This is a genomic window from Micromonospora sp. NBRC 107095 (genome assembly GCF_030269705.1).
Lineage (GTDB): Bacteria > Actinomycetota > Actinomycetes > Mycobacteriales > Micromonosporaceae > Micromonospora > Micromonospora parva.
In genome coordinates, this window is sequence record NZ_BSTU01000001.1 from 2402003 (window position 1) to 2420556 (window position 18554).

The following is an 18554-nucleotide window of genomic DNA, read 5'->3' on the forward strand; positions in this document are numbered from 1 at the left end:
CGTCACGGTTTGGTGGCGCGGTACCACGCGGCGGCGCCCGGGTGCAGCGGCAACGGCGCGGTGACGATCGCCGAGCGAGGGCTCATCCGTCCTGCCGCCGGATGCGCGGCGGCCAGCTCGGCGCGGCGGTCCATCAGCAGCCGGGTCACCTCACGGACCAACGGTTCCGGCAGCCCGGCCCGGACGATCAAATAGTTCGGGTTGGCCACCGTGGTCACCGCGTCCACCCCGTACACCGAGCGGGGGATGTCCCGGGAGACGTAGACCTGGCCGTAGCGCGAGCGCAGCGGCTCGGTCCAGTCGCTGAGATCCACGATCCGGATGGCGCTGGCGTCGGCCAACTCCTCGATGCCCCGCACCGGCAGGCCCCCGGAGAAGAAGAACGCGTCGATCCGCCCGGAACGCAGCGCCTTCACCGAGTCGTCCAGACCGAGCCGCTCGCGGCGCACCCCGTCGCCACCGAGGCGGGCCACCTCCAACAGCCGGGTCGCGGTGATCTCGGTGCCCGAGCCGGGCGCGCCGACGGAAACGTGCCGGCCGCGCAGGTCGGCGACCGTGCGGACCGGGCCGCCGCTCGTGGTGACCAGGTGCAGTTGGTCGTCGTACACCCGGGCGACGGCGGCGACCGCGGGGCTTCCCGTCGTGCTGGTGGGCAGCACGTCGGCCTGGGTGAAGCCCAGCTCGGCCCCGCCGGAGCCGACGAGCTGGACGTTCTCCGCCGAGGCGGCGGTGACCACCACACTCGCCCTGACGTCGGGCAGTTCCCGGTTGAGGATGGCCGCCAGGGACTGCCCGAACGCGTAGTAGACGGCGGTGGGGCTGCCGGTGGCGATCCGGATCGACGTCGGCGGGGTCGGGGCGTCCCGGCAGCTGGCGACCGCGATGTTCGCGATCAGCAGCACCGTCCACAGGGCGGCCAGGCCGGCGCGGCTGGACGAGGTACGACTCACGCGGTGCACTGTGCGCCGTCGTGCCGGTGCGCGCAAGCCCGGGTCGGGCGACGTCCGGACGGCCGGCACCGATCAGCAGGCGGCGCGACCCGCAGGCGCACCGACAGCACGCGCCGGGTTCATCCCGCGTGCCGTCGCCGTCCCGGGTGCCGCCATCGGTGGCCGCGCCGGCTCCAACGCCGCGCTGCGCAGGATCCGCTGCCGGTCCGGGCCGTCGGCCACGCTGACCAGGAAGCAACCGGTGCCGGGGCGGAGCCGGGCCGGCACGTCGAGCACCGCCGCGCCCCTGATGAGCACCGCTGCCAACTCCCGGTCGGTGAGTCGGACACCGAGGATGTGCCGGCGGACGTGCCGCCCGGCGGCCAGCAGCGCCGAGCGCCAGGCCGCCTCCGCCAGCCGGGTCACCAACCGCCGCCGGGCCGGCGAGGCGCCGGGCAGCGGCCCGCCGAGCAGCTCGCGCCTCCCCTGCCACCAGCCCGCGTCCAACATCCGGGTGTACGCGCCCTGGTGCTCCCGGGGCACCCACAGCCGGTGCAACTCGTAGCGGCGGCGCAGGCCCCCGACGGCCACCTCGTGGGTGACCGGGATGTCCAGCCGGGCGAGCAGTTGCCGCATCCGCTGCGCGGCGTCCTCCCGGTTGAACTCCACCCCGGGGGTGTGCGCGGCCCGTACCGCGCTCGGTCGGGCGGCGGTCGGCGGCGGTGTGCACCGTTGCAGGCAGGCGGCCTCGAACGCGTCGCCCAGGGTCAACCAATCCAGCGGGGCCGGAGACGTCGAGGGGTGGGGCCGGTCGAGCAGGGCGGGTTCGCGGGTCAACGGAGGCTCCCTTGCCGGAGTCTGGGTCGCCTTACCGTGGCCCCTGTCAGGCCGTTACGGAACCGCTGCGGCCGAGCCTTGAGCAAATCTTGCGGCTGCCGCGCCGCTACAGGTCGGTGACGACCAGATCCACCTGCCGTACCCGGCCCGCGGCGGTGCCCTGCTCCAGCACCGTGTGCTTCAACTCCCGCAGGGTGCCCACCAGCTCCGCCGCGGTACGCGGCCGGGCGCCGGCGACGAGGAGGTCGCGGACCAGCCGCCCCTTGGTGGCCTTGTTGAAGTGGCTGACCACCGAGCGGACCGGCACCCCGTCGACCTCCCGCTCGTGCAGGACCCGCACGGTGACAGTGCGCTCGGCCAGCTCTCCGCGCGGCGTCCAGGTGGCCGCGTACGCGCCGGAGCGCAGGTCCAGCACCGGACCCCGCCCGGCGGCCCCGTCCACCGCCGGCGTCAGCTCCCTGCGCCAGTACGCCGACAGCGCCCCGACCTCGGGCAGGCGGGCGCCGATCGGGCAGCGGTACGGCGGGATCCGGTCGGCCAGCCGTACCGCGCCCCACAGCCCGGAGCTGATCAGGATCGACCGGCGGGCCGCCCGTTGCGCCGCGGCCGGTAGGGAGGCCAGGTCCAGCGCCTCGTAGAGCACCCCGGTGTAGAGCCGCTCGGCCGGCGCGGTGGCCGCCTCCCGCAGTCGGGCGTTGCGCCGCAGCTCGCCGCGTTGACCCTCGCTGAGGCCGAGTGCCGCCCGCGCCGCCTCCTCGTCCGGCCCGGCGCTCAGCGCCACCAGGGCGTCCAGCACCCGCTCGCGGGCCGGGTTCAGCTCGGGCAGCGACAGCCGGTCCGGGGCCCAGCGCCGTCCGGTGCCGGCGTCGGCCTTCCCCTCCGAGGGCGGCAGCAGGATGAGCATGTGTCTCCTCGACGGGCGAAGCGCGGCGCCCCACGCGCCGGCCCGGCCAGCGTACGACCAGCCCCTACCGCCAGGGCCGGACCGGGGTGTCGGGGTGGTACACGCGATAGCCGCCGACCTCCCGTACCGGCGTGGCGTCACCCCGGTCGGCGAGCAGCCTGCGCAACCGCCGGTCCATCGGTGAGCCGGCCTCCACCACGTAGCCCGGCCGCTCGGCCCGCCCCACCTGCTGCCAGTACGGCCGGTAGCGGTTCTGCCCGGGGGACAGGTCGCCGTCGAGCACCCCGCAGACCACCGACTCGTCCGTGTTGAAGATCAACCGGTTGCAGGTCCAGTAGTCCCCGTACACCTCGTGGGGCCCGTCGGCGCGCAGCGCGGCGGCCAACTCCCGGGCCTGGCGTTCCTCGGTCCGCGACGCCGTGGTGCCGGTGGCCCCGAAGAGCACGGTGATCACCAGCGTGGTCACTGTCAGCGCGGCCAACACGGCGGCGGACAGCGCGCCGGTGATCCGGCCCAGGACGCTGCTGGTGCCCCGCCAGGCGGTCAGCGCCGCCACCCAGAGGGGCCAGAGCACCGCCGGCAGCGACAGTTGCAGCACCGACAGGTAGCGGGCGTTGTCCAGTGGGCTGGTCGCGGCGAGCGGGCTGCGCACGTACGACAGCAGTGTCAACGCCGCGCCGGCGATCAGCGCGAGCTGCACCACCGGCCCGACCCGCTCTGCACGCAACCCTCCGGGCCTTTGCTCTGCACCCGCGGACGCGACACCGGCGCGTTCAACCCGCTCCCTGCCCGGAGTTGTGGCCGCGCGACGGTACGCGAGCACCGCGAGTGCCGCGCCGGCCACCAGCAACACCGGGTACAGCACGCCGAACCACTGTTGCCAGCGTCCGCAGCCGTCCACCGGGCAGAGCCCGTGCGCCAGCGGCACCCCCTCCAGCAGGCCGCCCCGGATCCGGTCGGACCACGGTGGCTGCGGTCCGGCCTTGGTGCTGACCTCCCGGAACACCGACAACGAGTCCTCACCGGGCCCGGCCCGCAGGTTGTCGACGATCATCGGGGCCACCCCGACGACCGCCCCCGCCACCAGCAGCAGACCGGCCCAGCCGACCAGCTCCCGCCGTACCGCCCAGAGCAGGGCCAGGCCGGCCACCGCGAGGTACGGCAGGATCAGCCAGTCCGACCAGACCGACAGCCCGACGAGCAGCCCGAACAGCCCGATCGCGAGTCGTCGGCGGTGGACCGTGCCGACGGCCAGCCCCACGGTGATCAGCAGCATCAGCAGCACCGCCGGCTTCACCTCTGCCCGCCCACCGACGACGGTCAGCTGGTCGCGCACCACCCGTTCCGGCCCGAGCGCGAGCAGACCCACCACGAAGGCGGCGAACCACGGTGTGCAGAGCCGGCGGGTCAACCGGTAAATCAGGTAGAGGAAGATCGCGTACAGCACGAGCATCGGCAGCCGCAGCACCGGCCAGCTCGGCCCGAACACCGCCACCAGGGGAGCGGCCAGGTACGACTCCAACACCCCCATGTAGTGCTGGCCGTAGAGGAAGATCGGGCGTTCCCGGCCCTGGGCGATGTGCAGCGCGGCGAGGCCGAAGGTCGCCTCGTCGCTGTTCGACACCGGCACCGTGAACACCGTCAGGACCAGCCGGTAGCCGACACCGGCGAGCCCGAACAGCAGCGCGACGAGCGCCGGCCGGTCGAGTCGCGGACGCCATCGCCCGCGGTGCTGCTCTGGATGCGACACGACCAACGCCCCCGTCGTCGTCCCGACCGGAGTGTTTCACGTCCGGCCGGGCCGCCGAGGTGGATCGGCGCAGCCAGGGCTGGCTGGGCCGGTGCGGCCGGGGCTGGCTGGGCCGGTACGGCCAGGGCTGGCTGGGCCGGTACGGCCAGGGCTGGCTGGCTCGGTGCGGCCGGGGACGGCTCGCGTGGCCGTGGCTGCCGACGTGTGGCAGGGTTGGCGCGTGCCACCCACTCCCGCCGGCCAGCTGGCCGTACCGAACCTGCACCGGGCCGCGCGGATCGAGGACGCCGTGCACCAGCTCGTCGAGCGTCGGCTGCGGCGCACCGGCTGGCGGATCAACATCGTCGCGTACACCGGTTATGGCGCGCCGGGGTGGGTGCGGGTGATGTGTCGGGTCCTGCTGGGCCGTCCGGACACCCGCCAGCGGGGTCGGCTGGACAAGGTCCGCGGCTGGCGCAGCTTCACCACGCTGCCCGCCAAGCACGTCACGGTGACCATCGAGGCCGGCGGGGTGTGCCACGAGACGCGTGCCGACCGCAGCGGCTTCGTCGACACGCTCGTCGAGGCCGACCTGCCACCCGGTTGGGGTACGGTCCGGCTCAGCGTCCCGGACGCCGAACCGGTCGACGCGCCGGTGCGCATCCTCGACCCGGACGTCAGGTTCGGCATCCTCTCCGACATCGACGACACGGTGATGGTGACCGCGCTGCCCCGACCGCTGCTCGCCGCCTGGAACACGTTCGTGCTCGACGAGCACGCCCGCGCGGCAGTGCCCGGCATGGCGGTGCTCTACGAGCGGCTGGTCACCGCGCACCCCGGCGCCCCGGTCTTCTACCTCTCCACCGGGGCGTGGAACGTGGCGCCCACGCTGACCCGCTTCCTGTCCCGGCACCTCTACCCGGCCGGGCCGCTGCTGCTCACCGACTGGGGGCCGACCGCCGACCGCTGGTTCCGCAGCGGCATGGAACACAAGCGCAGCACCCTGGCCCGGCTGGCCAAGGAGTTCCCCGACGTGCGCTGGCTGCTCGTCGGCGACGACGGCCAGCACGACCAGGAGATCTACCGCGAGTTCGCCGCCGCCCACCCGGAGAACGTGGCCGGGGTGGCGATCCGTCGGCTCTCCCCGACCCAGTCGGTGCTGGCCGGTAGCCTGCCCGCCCCGGCCGGCCGCCCCTCGTCGGGGCCGGTGGGGCAGAAGTGGCTCTCCGCCCCGGACGGCGCCGGTCTGTGGCAGCTGCTGCGCGACGCCGGCCTGGTCTGATCAAAGCCGGCGCGCACGCCGTGTGCGCCGCCAAGATCCGCCTACCTGCCGGATGGTCGAGGTTTGACGCTCGGCGCTACCGTCCCATTCGACCTTGGCGGCGGGAATGGTGAGAGGGCCGTAGGACTCTGATGCCGATGAGGAACTGGGGCGTGTGGTTCGGCGGCTTGACGCTGTGGGCCGTGTACGGCTTCATGATGGTGATGTTCAGCAGGAACCCGGCAAACGGTTGGGGTCAGTTGATGCTGGTCGCCGCGTTCTTCGTCGGCCTTTGTCACCTCACCACGCTCGCCACCATGTTCTCCTACGTGAAGGTGACCCCGGCCGCCCTCATTGTGGTCAACCCGGGACTGTCGACCGTGATCCCGTGGAGCCGGGTGCAGCAGGTGGACGCAGAGCATGGTCTCGTCATGCGGGTGCGAGACGCCGAGGATGTGCACTGCCACGCGTTCCAGCCCTCCGTCGTAGGCCGGTTGGTGGGATATCCAGGTGCCCGCCGAGCGGTCAGGAAGATCGAAAGCTATGGGAAGATCGTCGCCCGGACAGCCGGGGACGAGGACCCGGTGAGCGTAGTCGCCTGGAGGCGGCACCTCCTGTTCCTGGTGGGCGGCTGGTCGGTCTTCGCGTTGCTCATACCATCGTCGGTCCGCGTCCTCTGAGGAGAGGTAGATGTCCTTCGCGCTAGTGGCGGAGATCAGGGACCGCAGGTCCTACCAACTGCACGTGTTGTCCTGGCGACTGGCGTTCGCGGCTGCTGCCCTTGCCGCGTTGACCCAGGTCCTGCGCGCCAACCACCTCATCGGTCACCTGGCTTCGGTGGTCGTCGTCGTTCCGCTCGTCGCGGTTTTCTGTGGTTCCGTGTGCCTGGTGCTCGTGACCGGCGCGATCCAGGCGGCACACTTCTCGGCCCAGCCCCTCGGGAGAGGAACGGTGCAGCGGCAGATTCGCTTCAGCCGCATGCTTCTGGTTGACCTGGTGACCCTGCCGTTGAATCCGTACGGCCGCCGGAAGTGACCTGAGGCCCCAGCCACAGCGAGCCCACGGAGGCCACCGAGTGCGGTAGGCCTTCCGTAGCGGCCATCACGTAACGCCACGAAGACCTCACCCCGCTGGTGACCAGCCGTAGCCCTACGGCATCGCCGAGGAGTGCCTGTACGTCTCTCTCCACCAGGGAGAGCGCGTGATCGAGCAGCGGAGGTTCGGCCGGTGTCGGCGGCACGGGTCAGCCCTGACGGAGCCAGACCACGCCCAGCGGCGGCACCTGCAGGGCCGCCGAGGCGACCATCCCGTGCCACGGCACGTCTTCGGCCCGTACCGCCCCCAGGTTGCCCACCCCGGACCCGCCGTAGTGGTGCGCGTCGGTGTTGAGCACCTCCTGCCACGTCCCGCCGGCCGGCAACCCGATCCGGTAGTCGTGCAGCGGCTGGGCGGAGAAGTTCGCCACGCAGACCAGCGTCGAGCCGTCCGGGGCGATCCGGATGAACGACACGGTGTTGTTGGCGACGTCGTCACCGGCGATCCAGCGGAACCCGGCCGGTTCGGTGTCCTGCGCCCAGAGCGCCGGGGTGTCCCGGTAGACCCGGTTGAGGTCGCCGACGAGGCGTTGCACGCCGGCGCGGGCCGGGTCGTGCAGCAGGTACCAGTCGAGGCCGCGTTCCTCGCTCCACTCCCGGTCGTCGGCCAGCTCGGAGCCCATGAAGAGCAGTTGCTTGCCAGGGTGCGCCCACATGTACGCCAGCAGCGCCCGCACGTTCGCCAGCCGCTGCCAGGTGTCGCCGGGCATCTTGCCGGCCAGCGAGCCCTTGCCGTGCACCACCTCGTCGTGGCTGATCGGCAGCACGTAGTTCTCGCTCCAGGCGTACGCCAGGGAGAAGGTGAGCTGGTGGTGGTGGTGCTGGCGGTAGATCGGGTCCTTCGAGGTGTAGAGCAGGGTGTCGTGCATCCAGCCCATGTTCCACTTGAAGCCGAAGCCCAGCCCGCCCTCGGCGGTGGGTCGGGTGACCCCCGGCCAGGCGGTGGACTCCTCGGCGATCATGACCACGCCGGCGTGGTGCTTGTAGACGGTGGCGTTGACCTCCTGGAGGAACGCGATGGCCTCCAGGTTCTCCCGGCCGCCGTACTGGTTGGGGGCCCACTCGCCGTGGTTGCGGGAGTAGTCCAGGTAGAGCATCGAGGCGACCGCGTCGACCCGCAGCCCGTCGACGTGGAACTGGTCGCACCAGTAGAGCGCGTTGGCGACCAGGAAGTTGCGGACCTCGTTGCGGCCGAAGTCGAAGACGTACGTGCCCCAGTCGGGGTGCTCGCCCCGGCGCGGGTCGGGATGCTCGTAGAGCGGGGTGCCGTCGAACCGGGCGAGAGCCCACTCGTCCTTGGGGAAGTGCGCGGGCACCCAGTCCAGCAGGACGCCGATGCCGGCGGCGTGCAGCCGGTCCACCAGGTAGCGGAAGTCGTCCGGGTCGCCGAACCGGGAGGTCGGCGCGTAGTAGCCGGTGACCTGGTAGCCCCAGGATCCGCCGAACGGGTGCTCCATCACCGGCAGGAACTCCACGTGCGTGAAGCCCAGCTCGGTGACGTACGCCGTGAGCTGCTCGGCCAGCTCGCGGTAGCCCAGCCCGGGCCGCCACGAGCCGAGGTGCACCTCGTAGACGCTCATCGGTTCCTGGTGTGCCTGCCGTTCGGCCCGTCGGGCCAACCAGTCCGCGTCGTTCCACCGGTACGTCGAGTGGTGCACCACCGAGGCAGTGGCCGGTGGCACCTCGGCGTACGCGGCGAGGGGGTCGGCCTTGTCCCGCCACTGCCCGTCGGCGCCGAGCACCCGGTACTTGTAGCGGGCGCCGACGCGGGCGTTGGGGACGAACAGTTCCCACACCCCGCTGGAGCCGAGCGAGCGCATCGGCCAGCCGTCGTCGGCGCCCCAGCCGGTGAAGTCGCCGACCACCCGCACACCCTGGGCGTTGGGCGCCCAGACGCTGAACGCCACGCCCTCGTCGAACACCCGGGCGCCGAGCGCCTCCCACAGCCGCTCGTGCCGGCCCTCGCGGATCAGGTGCAGGTCCAGGTCGCCGAGGGTCGGCGGGTAGCGGTACGGGTCGTCGTGGGCGGTGCCGTCGACCTCCACCCGGTAGTCGAGCACGACGCCGTCGACCTGCGCCTCGAAGACGCCCAGGTCGTGCACCCGCTTCATGGGGTGCCGCTCGTCGCCGACGAGCAGCGCGACGTCGCCGGCTCCCCGGCGCATGGTGCGGATCGTCGTCGAGGAGTCGGCGGGGTGCGCGCCGAGCAACGCGTGCGGGTCGTGCGTCGCGCCGGAGATCAGCTGGTCCATCGGTCGTCCTTCGAGGCGGGAGCGGTCGGCGCGGAGCGGGACGGGCGGGCGGCAGCCGCACGGGCCGCCGCCCGGGACGCCACCGTGGCCGGCGTCGCCGCCACGCTGGCCGGGGTCCCCGGCGCGGTGGCGGGGGGCGACGGCGCGGTGGCGGGGGCCGGCGGCGCGGTGGCGGGGGCCACCGGGGCGGTGCCGCCGGACAGGTCGTCCGGCACGTCGGCGACGGTGAGGTCGGCCGGTTCGGCGCCCGCCAGCTGCGGCGCGGCGGGCGGGGTCGGGCGACGCACCGTCAGCACGTGCGCGGGTTGCAGGTACGGGTCGAGGCGTACCGCGTTGCGTTGACCCCAGTCGTAGCTGGTGCCGGTCAGCTCGTCGTGCACCGTGAAGCGTTCGTGCCAGTCGAAGCCGAGCGCCGGCATGTCGAGGGTGGTGTTGCCCCACTGCACCTCGCGCGGGTCGAACGAGCAGATCACGATGACCGTGTTGCCGGTCTGCGGGTCGTGTTTCGACCAGCACAGCAGCGCCGGGTTGTCGATCTCGTGGAACCGCAGGTTGCGCAGCTGGTGCAGGGCCGGGTTGTTCCGGCGAACCCGGTTGAGGGTGGCGAGGAACGGCGCCAGCGAGCGACCCTGCGCCTCGGCGGCGGCCCAGTCCCGGGGGCGCAGCTCGTACTTCTCGTTGTCCAGGTATTCCTCGGCGCCCGGGCGGGCCACGTGCTCGAACAGCTCGTAACCGGCGTAGAGGCCCCAGGAGGGGGAGAGCAGCGCGGCCAGCACAGCCCGGATCTTGAACATCGGCGGGCCGCCGTGCTGCAACGACTCGTGCAGGATGTCCGGGGTGTTCGGCCAGAAGTTCGGCCGCATGTAGTCGGCCGCCTCGATCAGCTCCTCGCAGTACTCCCGCATCTCGGCGGCCGTCGTGCGCCAGGTGAAATAGGTGTACGACTGGGTGAAGCCGATCTTGCCGAGCCCGTGCATGATCGCCGGCCGGGTGAACGCCTCGGCCAGGAACAGCACGTCCGGGGCGACCTTCTTCACCTCGGCGATCAGCCAGTGCCAGAAGTCGAACGGCTTGGTGTGCGGGTTGTCCACCCGGAAGATCCGGATGCCCTCGCCCACCCAGTGCAGCACCACCCGCAGCACCTCGGCCCGGATGCCCTCGGGGTCGTTGTCGAAATTGACCGGGTAGATGTCCTGGTACTTCTTCGGCGGGTTCTCCGCGTACGCGATGCTGCCGTCGGCCCGGGTGGTGAACCACTCCGGGTGCTCGGTGACCCAGGGGTGGTCCGGCGCGCACTGCAACGCCAGGTCCATCGCCACCTCCAGGCCCTGCGCCGCAGCCGCCTGGACGAAGGCCCGGAAGTCCGCCGGCGTACCCAGATCGGGGTGGATCGTGTCGTGGCCGCCCTCGGCGGCGCCGATCGCCCACGGTGAGCCCACGTCGGTCGGCCCGGCGGTGAGCGCGTTGTTGCGGCCCTTGCGGTTGATGCGGCCGATCGGGTGGATCGGCGGCAGGTAGAGCACGTCGAAGCCCATCGCGGCGACACCCGGCAGCCGTTCGGTGGCGGTCGCGAAGGTGCCGGACCGGCCACCCACCGCCCCTTCCGAGCGGGGGAAGAACTCGTACCAGGCCGAGTAGAGCGCCCGCTTGCGGTCAACCCAGATCGAGTACGTGTCACCGACGGTGACCAGTTCCCGCACCGGGTGTTCCCAGAGCAGGTCGGCCAGGGCCAGCGCCGGCCCGACCCGCTGCGCCAGCGGCAGGTCGGTCTCCGCGAGGGCGGTGAGAGCGTCGGCGACCCGGGGCCGGTCGGCGGCCGGAACGAGGCTGCGGGCGGCGGCGAGCACCCGAGCGCCCTCGGCCAGGTCGTTGGCCAGGTCCTCCGGCCCCTGCCCGGCGGCGACCTTCTTGGTCACCGCGTTCTGCCAGGTCAGGTACGGGTCCTGAAACGCCTCGACAGTGAACGACCATTCGCCGAGCGCGTCCGGCGTGATGGTGGCGTGCCAGCGGTCCTGACCGGGCTCGCCGGGGCGCATCCGGGTGAACGGCCGCTGCTCGCCGTCCGGACCGGCCCACACCACGTTGCAGCCCAGCGCGTCATGCCCCTCCCGGTAGGCGCGCGCCGACACCGGGACCGGTTCGTCGACCACCGCCTTTGCCGGGTACCGCCCGCAGGAGACGACGGGGGAGACGTCTTCGATCGGGAACCGTCCAGTCACCCCGCCAACCTACTGCGCGAGATCCGTTCGCGCGCGGCCACGCACGCCTGTCCGTCTGACGCGGGCGTACGCGAGGTCGTGGCGGCATCCGAGCGGCCGACGATCGGTGGCGCTTCAGCAGCACCGCGCTCGGCGTGTCGTACCGCTCAGCCGCCAACGATCAAGGCTGACGTAGCCTCCCGTCCATGATCGAACGGGTGAAGGTCGCCGTTGTGGGCGTCGGTAACAACACCTCGGCACTGGTGCAGGGCCTTGCTCTCTACCGCGACAGCGGCAGCCTGGTCGGAATCCGTCGACCGGTGATCGACGGGCTCGGGGTGGGGGACATCGACGTCGTGGCGGCCTTCGCCACCTCCGAGGAGAAGGTCGGTCGGGACCTCACCGAGGCGATCTTCCTGCCGCCCAACAACTTCCCCCGACTGGACTGCGACCTGCCCAGCGCTGGTGTGCCGGTCACGAAGGGCCTCGTCGACGCGAGCGAGGTGCCGCGGGTGGCGGCGGCGCTGGTCGGGGCGGAGGTGCTGCTCTACTCGGCACCCAGTGGCCGGCCAGCGACCGCCCTGGCGTACGCCGAGGCCGCCCACCGGGCGGGCGTCGCCTTCATCAACACCACCTCCGACCCGGTCGCCCGCGATCCCCGGCTGCTGGGCAGGTTCGAGGCGGCCGGGCTGCCGCTGATCGGCGACGACCTGGCCAGCCAGTTCGGCACCTCGGTGCTGCACAACGCGCTGCTGCGGCTCCTGGCGGATCGGGGCCTCACCCTGGTCAGCTCCTACCAGGTCAACCTGGGCGGCACCGAGGACTTCCGCAACCTGGTCGAGAACCCCAACACCAAGAAGCAGTCCAAGCTCAACGCGCTCCCGGCTGCCGACAAGGTGCAGGTGGCTCCACTCGGCTACCTGTCACAGCTGAAATCGCAGAAGGTGGCGCACCTCAACCTTGAGGCGCAGGGATGGGGCGGGACGGCCGTGAGCCTCGACGTGAAACTGACGGTGCACGATCCGAGCGGTGCCGCCGGGGTCAACATCGATCTGATTCGGCTGGCGGCCAGCGCCCTGCGCACCGGGCAGGGTGGCTATCGTGCCGAGGCGGCTTCGCTGCTCAAGTCCCCGCCCGGCACGGCGATCTGAGGCGAGTTCCACAGCACGCGGCTCAGCCCGACCGGATCGGCCGCGATGCGGTCACGACGCGAGTTCGCGCGCGACCCGCCACAACCAAAACGGGTCCGGGACCACTCCTAGTGTTTCGGGAGGCCGGATTGCGCAATGAACGAGAGTACGTCGAGTACGTGCAGGCACGCATGCCGTGGCTGCGACGACTGGCGTACCGGCTGTGCGGGCAGTGGTCGGCCGCCGACGACCTGGTACAGGAGTGCCTCGTCGCGCTGTACCGGCACTGGCGTAGGGCATCGGAGGCGGACTCCGTGGACGGCTACGTCCGGGTGATGCTGGTCCACACCTACCTGGCCGAGCGGGAGCGGTCCTGGACACGCCGGGTTCGGCCGGTGGCCGACGTGATCGAGCCCGCGACGCCGCCGCTCGCTGGCGCCGAACACCGCATCGACCTGCTGGCCGCGCTCACGAAACTGTCCCGTGGACAGCGCGCGGTGCTGGTCCTGCGCTACTGGGAGGACCTCGACGTCGCGCAGACCGCGGTGGCGCTGGGCTGCTCGACCGGCACCGTCAAGAGCCAGACCTCGTACGCTATCGCGGCGTTGCGCCGCCTTCTGCCGAACTACGAGCCGGAGAGGTCGGACACGCCGTGAGAGAACAGTTCGCCACCCTGCCGGACGATCCGCCGCCGTTGCCGCCCGGTTACCTGGACGGCGTGCTCACCCGGGCCCGCCGCTCGGTTCGGCGCCGCCGGCTCGGCGTCGCCTCGGTGTGGGTGGTCGCCGTGCTGGTCCTGGCCGTCCTGATCGTGCCCGGTGTGCAGGGCTCCGTCCAGCCGGCGGCCCCGTCGACGAGGCCGAGCCTGCCGGACCGTCTCGCCGGGTACTCACTACTCACCAGCACCGTCGCGAAGGCTCCGCCCGGCCGCGCGATCGCCCTCTACGGCTACGGCAACGGCGAGACGTTCAGCATGTTCCAGTCACTGGTCGTCGGGGCCGACGGAAACACCTATCGGCGGGTCGACGCCAGTGAGCAGCGGAACCGACCCTCGGCGCTCCTCGCCCCGGACGGCACTCACGTGCTGCTCGGCGACGACCGCGGTGCGACCGACGACCTGATCCTCGAGGACCTGACCACCGGGAGGCGCCGATCCGTCCCGCTCGGCGAAGCGGTCGGCGTGCGGCTGCTGGCGTGGTCCCCCGACGGCGGTCACGTCGCGTACAGCGCGGCGCCGCTCACCAACTCCGGCGAGTTCGGCAGCGTCAACGTCGTCGAAGCCGAGGTGGCCCGCACCGGCACGCTCTGGCTGCTCGACCTGTCGACCGGACGCCGCACCGAGGTGCCGACGATCAAACCGGCGTGGACGGCGGCGTTCGCGCCGGACAGCCGCCGCCTCGCCGTGCAGGTCGGCCAGACGGCCCACCTCATCGACCTGGACGGGCGCGAGTACGGCAAGGTCCGGATCCCGGCTGGACGTGAACTGGCGGCCGAGGTCGGCTGGTCGCCGGACGGCCGGTTCCTCGCCACCGAGCAGTGGATCTTGGATGGACCGTTCAACGGCACCACCGGCGGAGACACCGGCCGCCACGGCACCTTCCTGTGGAAGGTCGGCGACGTCGACTTCCTGCCCGTCGCGGACGCCTTCACACCACCGGCGGCGGTCCAGGACGTCGTGCGGTTGCTCGGCTGGCGCTCGGCGGACACGATGGTCGTCGCGACAAGTGACTCCGCGGGTCACCTGGCCCTGGCCGAGGTGCAACTCGGCACCGGTACCCGACGGACGCTGTCCCGCTTCGACACCGGCAGTACCTGCGAGTTGGGCATGCAGAACTGCGAGGTCTTCGACCTGCACCTGGCTGCCGGCCTGCTGCCCGAGCTGACCGTCCGCGGCGCCGGCCGTCCACGGCGCGGCCCCTGGCCGACGCCGGTGAACGTCGTGTTCGCCGTCGCCGTCCTGGGTGCCGGGTACCTGCTGTGGCGTCGGACGGGTCGCTGAGCGCTAGCCCATCGCCCCGACCGAGCGGTACACCTCCAGGGTCTGCCCGGCGATGGCATCCCAGGAGAAGTGCTCCACCGCGCGCCGCCGACCGGCCAGGCCGAACCGTTCGGTACGTGCCGGGTCCGCCAGCAGCGTGTTGATCGCCGCTGCCAGGTCGGCCACGAAGCGGTCCGGGGCCAGGGGCGTGCCGGAGCCGTCAGTGGCCTGCTCGATGGGCACCAGCAGCCCGGTCTCACCGTCGGCCACGACCTCGGGGATGCCGCCGGTGGCGGTCGCCACCACCGCCGTCTCGCAGGCCATCGCCTCCAGGTTGACGATGCCCATCGGCTCGTACACCGACGGGCAGGCGAAGACGGTGGCGTGGGTGAGCACCTGGATCACCTCGGGCTTGGGCAGCATCTCGGCCACCCAGACCACCCCGGAACGGTTGGCCCGCAGCTCGGCCACCAGCTCCTCGACCTCGACGGCGATCTCGGCGGTGTCCGGCGCGCCGGCCAGCAGCACCAGTTGGGTGTCCGCCGGCAACTCCCGGGCGGCGCGCAGCAGGTACGGCAGGCCCTTCTGCCGAGTGATTCTTCCCACGTAGACCACGCTCGGCCGGGACGGGTCGATGCCGAGCCGGTCGAGCACGTCGGTGCCGGCGTCCGGGGCGTACTGGACGGTGTCGATGCCGTTGTAGACCACCCGGACCCGGTCGGGGTCGATCTGCGGGTACGCGGTGAGCACGTCGGTGCGCATCCCGCCGCTGACCGCGATGATCGCGTCGGCCGCCTCGTACGCCGTGCGCTCGATCCACGAGGAGAGCGCGTAACCGCCGCCGAGTTGCTCGGCCTTCCACGGCCGCAGCGGCTCCAGGCTGTGCGCGGTCACCACGTGCGGCACCCCGTGCAGCAGCTTCGCGGTGTGACCGGCCAGGTTCGCGTACCAGGTGTGGCTGTGCACCACGTCGGTGCCCGCGGTGCCGGCGGCCATCTCCAGGTCCACGCCCATCGTGCGCAGCGCGGCGTTCGCGCCGGTCAGGCCGGGTGGTTCGGGGTACGCGGTGACGCCCGGTTCGGTGCGCGGCAGGCCGAAGCAGTGCACCCGCACGTCGGCGAGGCGGCGCAACTCCCGGGCCAGGTACTCGACGTGCACGCCCGCGCCGCCGTAGACCTCCGGTGGGTACTCGCGGGTGAGCAGGTCGACGCGCGGCGGGGTGGGTTCCGTCATGACCCCGCACCCTAGTGCAGAAGACTCCCCGTACGAGTGGTGAAGTGCGGCGAGGGTGGATAGCGTCGGGGCATGGCTGCCAAGGTGCTCGCGATCGTCCTGGCGGGTGGGGAGGGCAAGCGCCTGATGCCACTCACCACGGACCGGGCCAAGCCGGCCGTCCCGTTCGGCGGGATGTACCGCATGGTCGACTTCGTCCTCTCCAACCTGGCCAACGCCGGCTATCTCAAGATCGTCGTGCTGACCCAGTACAAGTCCCACTCCCTCGACCGGCACATCACCAAGACCTGGCGGATGTCCACGCTGCTCGGCAACTACGTCACCCCGGTGCCCGCACAACAACGTCGCGGCCCGTGGTGGTTCGCCGGCTCAGCCGACGCCATCTACCAGAGCTTCAACCTCATCAACGACGAGCAGCCCGACTACGTGATCGTCTTCGGTGCCGACCACATCTACCGGATGGACCCGCGGCAGATGGTGGAGGACCACATCGCCTCCGGCGCGGCGGTGACCGTCGCCGGCATCCGCCAGCCGCTGTCGATGGCCGACCAGTTCGGTGTCATCGAGGTCGGCGAGGACGGCAAGCGGATCCGCGCCTTCCGTGAGAAGCCCACGGACGCGGTCGGCCTGCCCGACGCGCCGGACGAGATCTACGCCTCGATGGGCAACTACGTCTTCACCACCCGGGCGCTGTGCGAGGCGGTCGAGCGCGACGCCGAAGACAAGACCAGCAAGCACGACATGGGCGGCAGCATCATCCCGATGCTCGTCGAGCGCGGCGAGGCCAACGTCTACGACTTCCGCGACAACGAGGTGCCGGGCAGCACCGACCGCGACCGCGGCTACTGGCGGGACGTGGGAACGCTCGACTCGTTCTACGACGCGCACATGGATCTGATCAACGTGCACCCCGTCTTCAACATGTACAACTTCGACTGGCCGATCTACACCGAGCAGCCGCCGTGGCCGCCGGCGAAGTTCGTCCACCAGTGGGGTGAGCGGGTCGGCCGGGCGGTCGGCTCGATGGTCTCCCCGGGTGTGGTGATCTCCGGCTCGCTGGTGGAGAACTCGATCGTCTCGCCGAAGGTGCGGGTGCACTCCTGGGCGCACGTCGAGGGCTCGGTGCTGATGGAGGGTGTGGAGATCGGCCGGCACGCGGTGATCCGGCGGGCCATCCTGGACAAGAACGTGTTCGTCCCGGAGGGCGTCGAGATCGGCGTCGACCTGGAGAAGGACCGGCAGCGCTACACCGTCTCCGACAACGGCATCGTGGTGATCGGCAAGGGCCAGAAGGTCGTGCCGTGAGCGTCCCGTACTTCCCGAGGAGGATCCCGCAGTGACCCACCCCCGTGCCGGCCAGCCCGCCGAGCCCGCCGACCTGGTCGACGTGCCGCGCCTGGTGACCGCCTACTACGCCGAGCATCCGGACCCTGCGGACCCGGCCCAGCAGGTCTCCTTCGGCACCTCCGGGCACCGCGGCTCCAGCCTGCGCAACGCGTTCAACTCCGACCACATTCTCGCGGTCACCCAGGCGCTCTGCGACTACCGACGCGAGCAGGGGTTGGACGGGCCGCTCTTCCTCGCCCGGGACACCCACGCGCTCTCCGCGCCGGCCGCGGTGGACGCCCTGGAGGTGCTCGCCGCCAACGGGGTCACCGTGCTGGTGGACAGCCGCGACGGCTACACCCCCACCCCGGCGTTGTCGCACGCGATCCTCACCCACAACCGGGGGCGGACCAGCGGCCTCGCCGACGGCATCGTGATCACCCCGTCGCACAACCCGCCCGACGACGGCGGCTTCAAGTACAACCCCACCAACGGCGGGCCGGCCGACACCGACGTGACCCGGTGGATCCAGGACCGGGCCAACGCCATCCTCGCCGCCGGGCTCAAGGAGGTCCGTCGGATCACCTACGCGCGGGCGCGGGCCGCCGACACCACCGGCGAGTACGACTTCCTCGCCAGCTACGTCGACGACCTGCCCGCCGTGATCGACATCGACGCGATCCGCGACGCCGGGGTGCGCATCGGCGCGGACCCGCTCGGTGGGGCGAGCGTGGCGTACTGGGGCGAGATCGCCGAGCGGCACCGGCTGGACCTGACAGTGCTCAACCCGACCGTCGACCCGACCTGGCGGTTCATGACCCTGGACGGCGACGGCAAGATCCGGATGGACTGCTCCTCGCCGAACGCGATGGCGTCGCTGATCGCCGCGCGGGCCGACTACCAGATTTCCACCGGCAACGACGCCGACGCCGACCGGCACGGCATCGTCACCCCGGACGCCGGGCTGATGAACCCCAACCACTTCCTGGCGGTGGCGATCGGGCACCTGTTCCGTACCCGCACCGAGTGGGGTCCGGCCGCCGCCGTGGGCAAGACGTTGGTCTCCTCGTCGATGATCGACCGGGTGGCCGCCGACCTGGGTCGGCCGCTGCTGGAGGTGCCGGTCGGCTTCAAGTGGTTCGTGCCCGGCCTGCTCGACGGCGCTGTCGGCTTCGGTGGTGAGGAGAGCGCCGGTGCGTCCTTCCTGCGCCGCGACGGCTCGACCTGGACCACCGACAAGGACGGCCTGCTGCTCTGTCTGCTCGCCGCCGAGATCCAGGCCACCACCGGCCGCAGCCCGAGCGAGCACTGGGCGGAGTTGGCCGAGCGCTTCGGCGCTCCCGCGTACGCCCGGATCGACGCCCCCGCCACCCGGGAGCAGAAAGCCGTGCTCGGCAAGCTCTCCCCGGACCAGGTCACCGCCACCGAGCTGGCCGGCGAGCCGATCACCGCGACGCTCACCACCGCGCCCGGCAACAACGCCCCGATCGGGGGCCTCAAGGTGAGCACGGAGTCCGGCTGGTTCGCCGCAAGGCCCTCCGGTACGGAGGATGTCTACAAGATCTACGCCGAGTCCTTCCAGGGCCAAGACCACCTGAAGAAGATCCAGGAAGAAGCCAAGACCCTGGTAGACCAAGCCCTAACCCAAACCTGACCCCACCCCGGCCCTCCGGTGGCCTCGCT

15 protein-coding genes are annotated in these 18554 nt (G+C 71.8%); 8 read left to right on the top strand and 7 right to left on the bottom strand.

Annotated elements, in window-relative coordinates:
• Positions 1-2 precede the first annotated feature (2 nt).
• From QSK15_RS11175 to QSK15_RS11190, 4 genes are all read right to left on the bottom strand, one after another.
• Positions 3-959: a TAXI family TRAP transporter solute-binding subunit gene (locus tag QSK15_RS11175; protein WP_285794096.1), complete on the bottom strand. Its 957-nt coding sequence runs from the start codon at positions 957-959 to the stop codon at positions 3-5.
• Between the two features lie 63 nt (positions 960-1022).
• A complete protein-coding gene (locus QSK15_RS11180) occupies positions 1023-1766 on the bottom strand; it encodes a hypothetical protein (protein ID WP_285794097.1) in 744 nt (247 codons plus the stop codon).
• Between the two features lie 106 nt (positions 1767-1872).
• Positions 1873-2670 (bottom strand): peroxide stress protein YaaA, encoded by a 798-nt coding sequence (gene yaaA / locus QSK15_RS11185; protein ID WP_285794098.1) that lies wholly within the window; start codon positions 2668-2670, stop codon positions 1873-1875.
• Between the two features lie 64 nt (positions 2671-2734).
• Positions 2735-4420, bottom strand: coding sequence for an ArnT family glycosyltransferase (locus QSK15_RS11190; protein ID WP_285794099.1), 1686 nt, complete (start codon positions 4418-4420; stop codon positions 2735-2737).
• A gap of 220 nt (positions 4421-4640) precedes the next feature.
• Between QSK15_RS11190 and QSK15_RS11195 the strand changes: the two genes are divergently transcribed.
• The 3 genes from QSK15_RS11195 to QSK15_RS11205 all read left to right on the top strand — a co-directional run bounded on the left by QSK15_RS11195 (position 4641) and on the right by QSK15_RS11205 (position 6695).
• A complete protein-coding gene (locus QSK15_RS11195; RefSeq protein WP_279520144.1) occupies positions 4641-5681 on the top strand; it encodes an App1 family protein phosphatidate phosphatase in 1041 nt (346 codons plus the stop codon).
• 152 nt (positions 5682-5833) lie between these two features.
• Entirely contained in the window at positions 5834-6340 is a 507-nt protein-coding gene (locus QSK15_RS11200; RefSeq protein WP_285794100.1) for a hypothetical protein, read from the top strand.
• Between the two features lie 10 nt (positions 6341-6350).
• The gene (locus QSK15_RS11205; protein WP_285794101.1) at positions 6351-6695 is read left to right on the top strand and encodes a hypothetical protein; all 345 of its coding nucleotides are present in this window, start codon (positions 6351-6353) and stop codon (positions 6693-6695) included.
• Between the two features lie 208 nt (positions 6696-6903).
• Here the strand turns inward: QSK15_RS11205 and glgB are convergent, their stop codons facing one another.
• Both glgB and QSK15_RS11215 read right to left on the bottom strand, forming a co-directional pair.
• Positions 6904-9006 carry a 1,4-alpha-glucan branching protein GlgB gene (gene glgB / locus QSK15_RS11210; RefSeq protein ID WP_285794102.1) on the bottom strand — a complete coding sequence of 701 codons (2103 nt, stop codon included), beginning with the start codon at positions 9004-9006 and terminating at the stop codon, positions 6904-6906.
• Positions 8994-11225, bottom strand: coding sequence for an alpha-1,4-glucan--maltose-1-phosphate maltosyltransferase (locus QSK15_RS11215; RefSeq protein ID WP_285794103.1), 2232 nt, complete (start codon positions 11223-11225; stop codon positions 8994-8996). Before QSK15_RS11215 ends, glgB begins: the two co-directional genes overlap by 13 nt.
• Before the next feature lie 185 nt (positions 11226-11410).
• On the opposite strand from QSK15_RS11215, the gene QSK15_RS11220 reads away from it, so the two are divergent.
• The 3 genes from QSK15_RS11220 to QSK15_RS11230 all read left to right on the top strand — a co-directional run bounded on the left by QSK15_RS11220 (position 11411) and on the right by QSK15_RS11230 (position 14333).
• Positions 11411-12355, top strand: a complete 945-nt coding sequence (locus tag QSK15_RS11220) for an inositol-3-phosphate synthase (RefSeq protein ID WP_285794104.1) — start codon at positions 11411-11413, stop codon at positions 12353-12355.
• A 128-nt stretch (positions 12356-12483) separates the two neighbouring features.
• Complete coding sequence (locus tag QSK15_RS11225) at positions 12484-12990, top strand: SigE family RNA polymerase sigma factor (RefSeq protein WP_285794105.1); 507 nt, start codon at positions 12484-12486, stop codon at positions 12988-12990.
• The gene (locus QSK15_RS11230) at positions 12987-14333 is read left to right on the top strand and encodes a hypothetical protein (protein ID WP_285794106.1); all 1347 of its coding nucleotides are present in this window, start codon (positions 12987-12989) and stop codon (positions 14331-14333) included. Before QSK15_RS11225 ends, QSK15_RS11230 begins: the two co-directional genes overlap by 4 nt.
• A 3-nt stretch (positions 14334-14336) precedes the next feature.
• On the opposite strand, the gene glgA is transcribed toward QSK15_RS11230, so the two are convergent.
• A complete protein-coding gene (gene glgA, locus QSK15_RS11235) occupies positions 14337-15545 on the bottom strand; it encodes a glycogen synthase (protein ID WP_285794107.1) in 1209 nt (402 codons plus the stop codon).
• A 72-nt stretch (positions 15546-15617) separates the two neighbouring features.
• On the opposite strand from glgA, the gene glgC reads away from it, so the two are divergent.
• Together glgC and pgm are read left to right on the top strand one after the other, a co-directional pair.
• Complete coding sequence (gene glgC, locus QSK15_RS11240) at positions 15618-16850, top strand: glucose-1-phosphate adenylyltransferase (RefSeq protein ID WP_030335777.1); 1233 nt, start codon at positions 15618-15620, stop codon at positions 16848-16850.
• Positions 16851-16881: 31 nt separating this feature from the next.
• A complete protein-coding gene (gene pgm, locus QSK15_RS11245) occupies positions 16882-18525 on the top strand; it encodes a phosphoglucomutase (alpha-D-glucose-1,6-bisphosphate-dependent) (RefSeq protein WP_285794108.1) in 1644 nt (547 codons plus the stop codon).
• Positions 18526-18554: the final 29 nt, after the last annotated feature.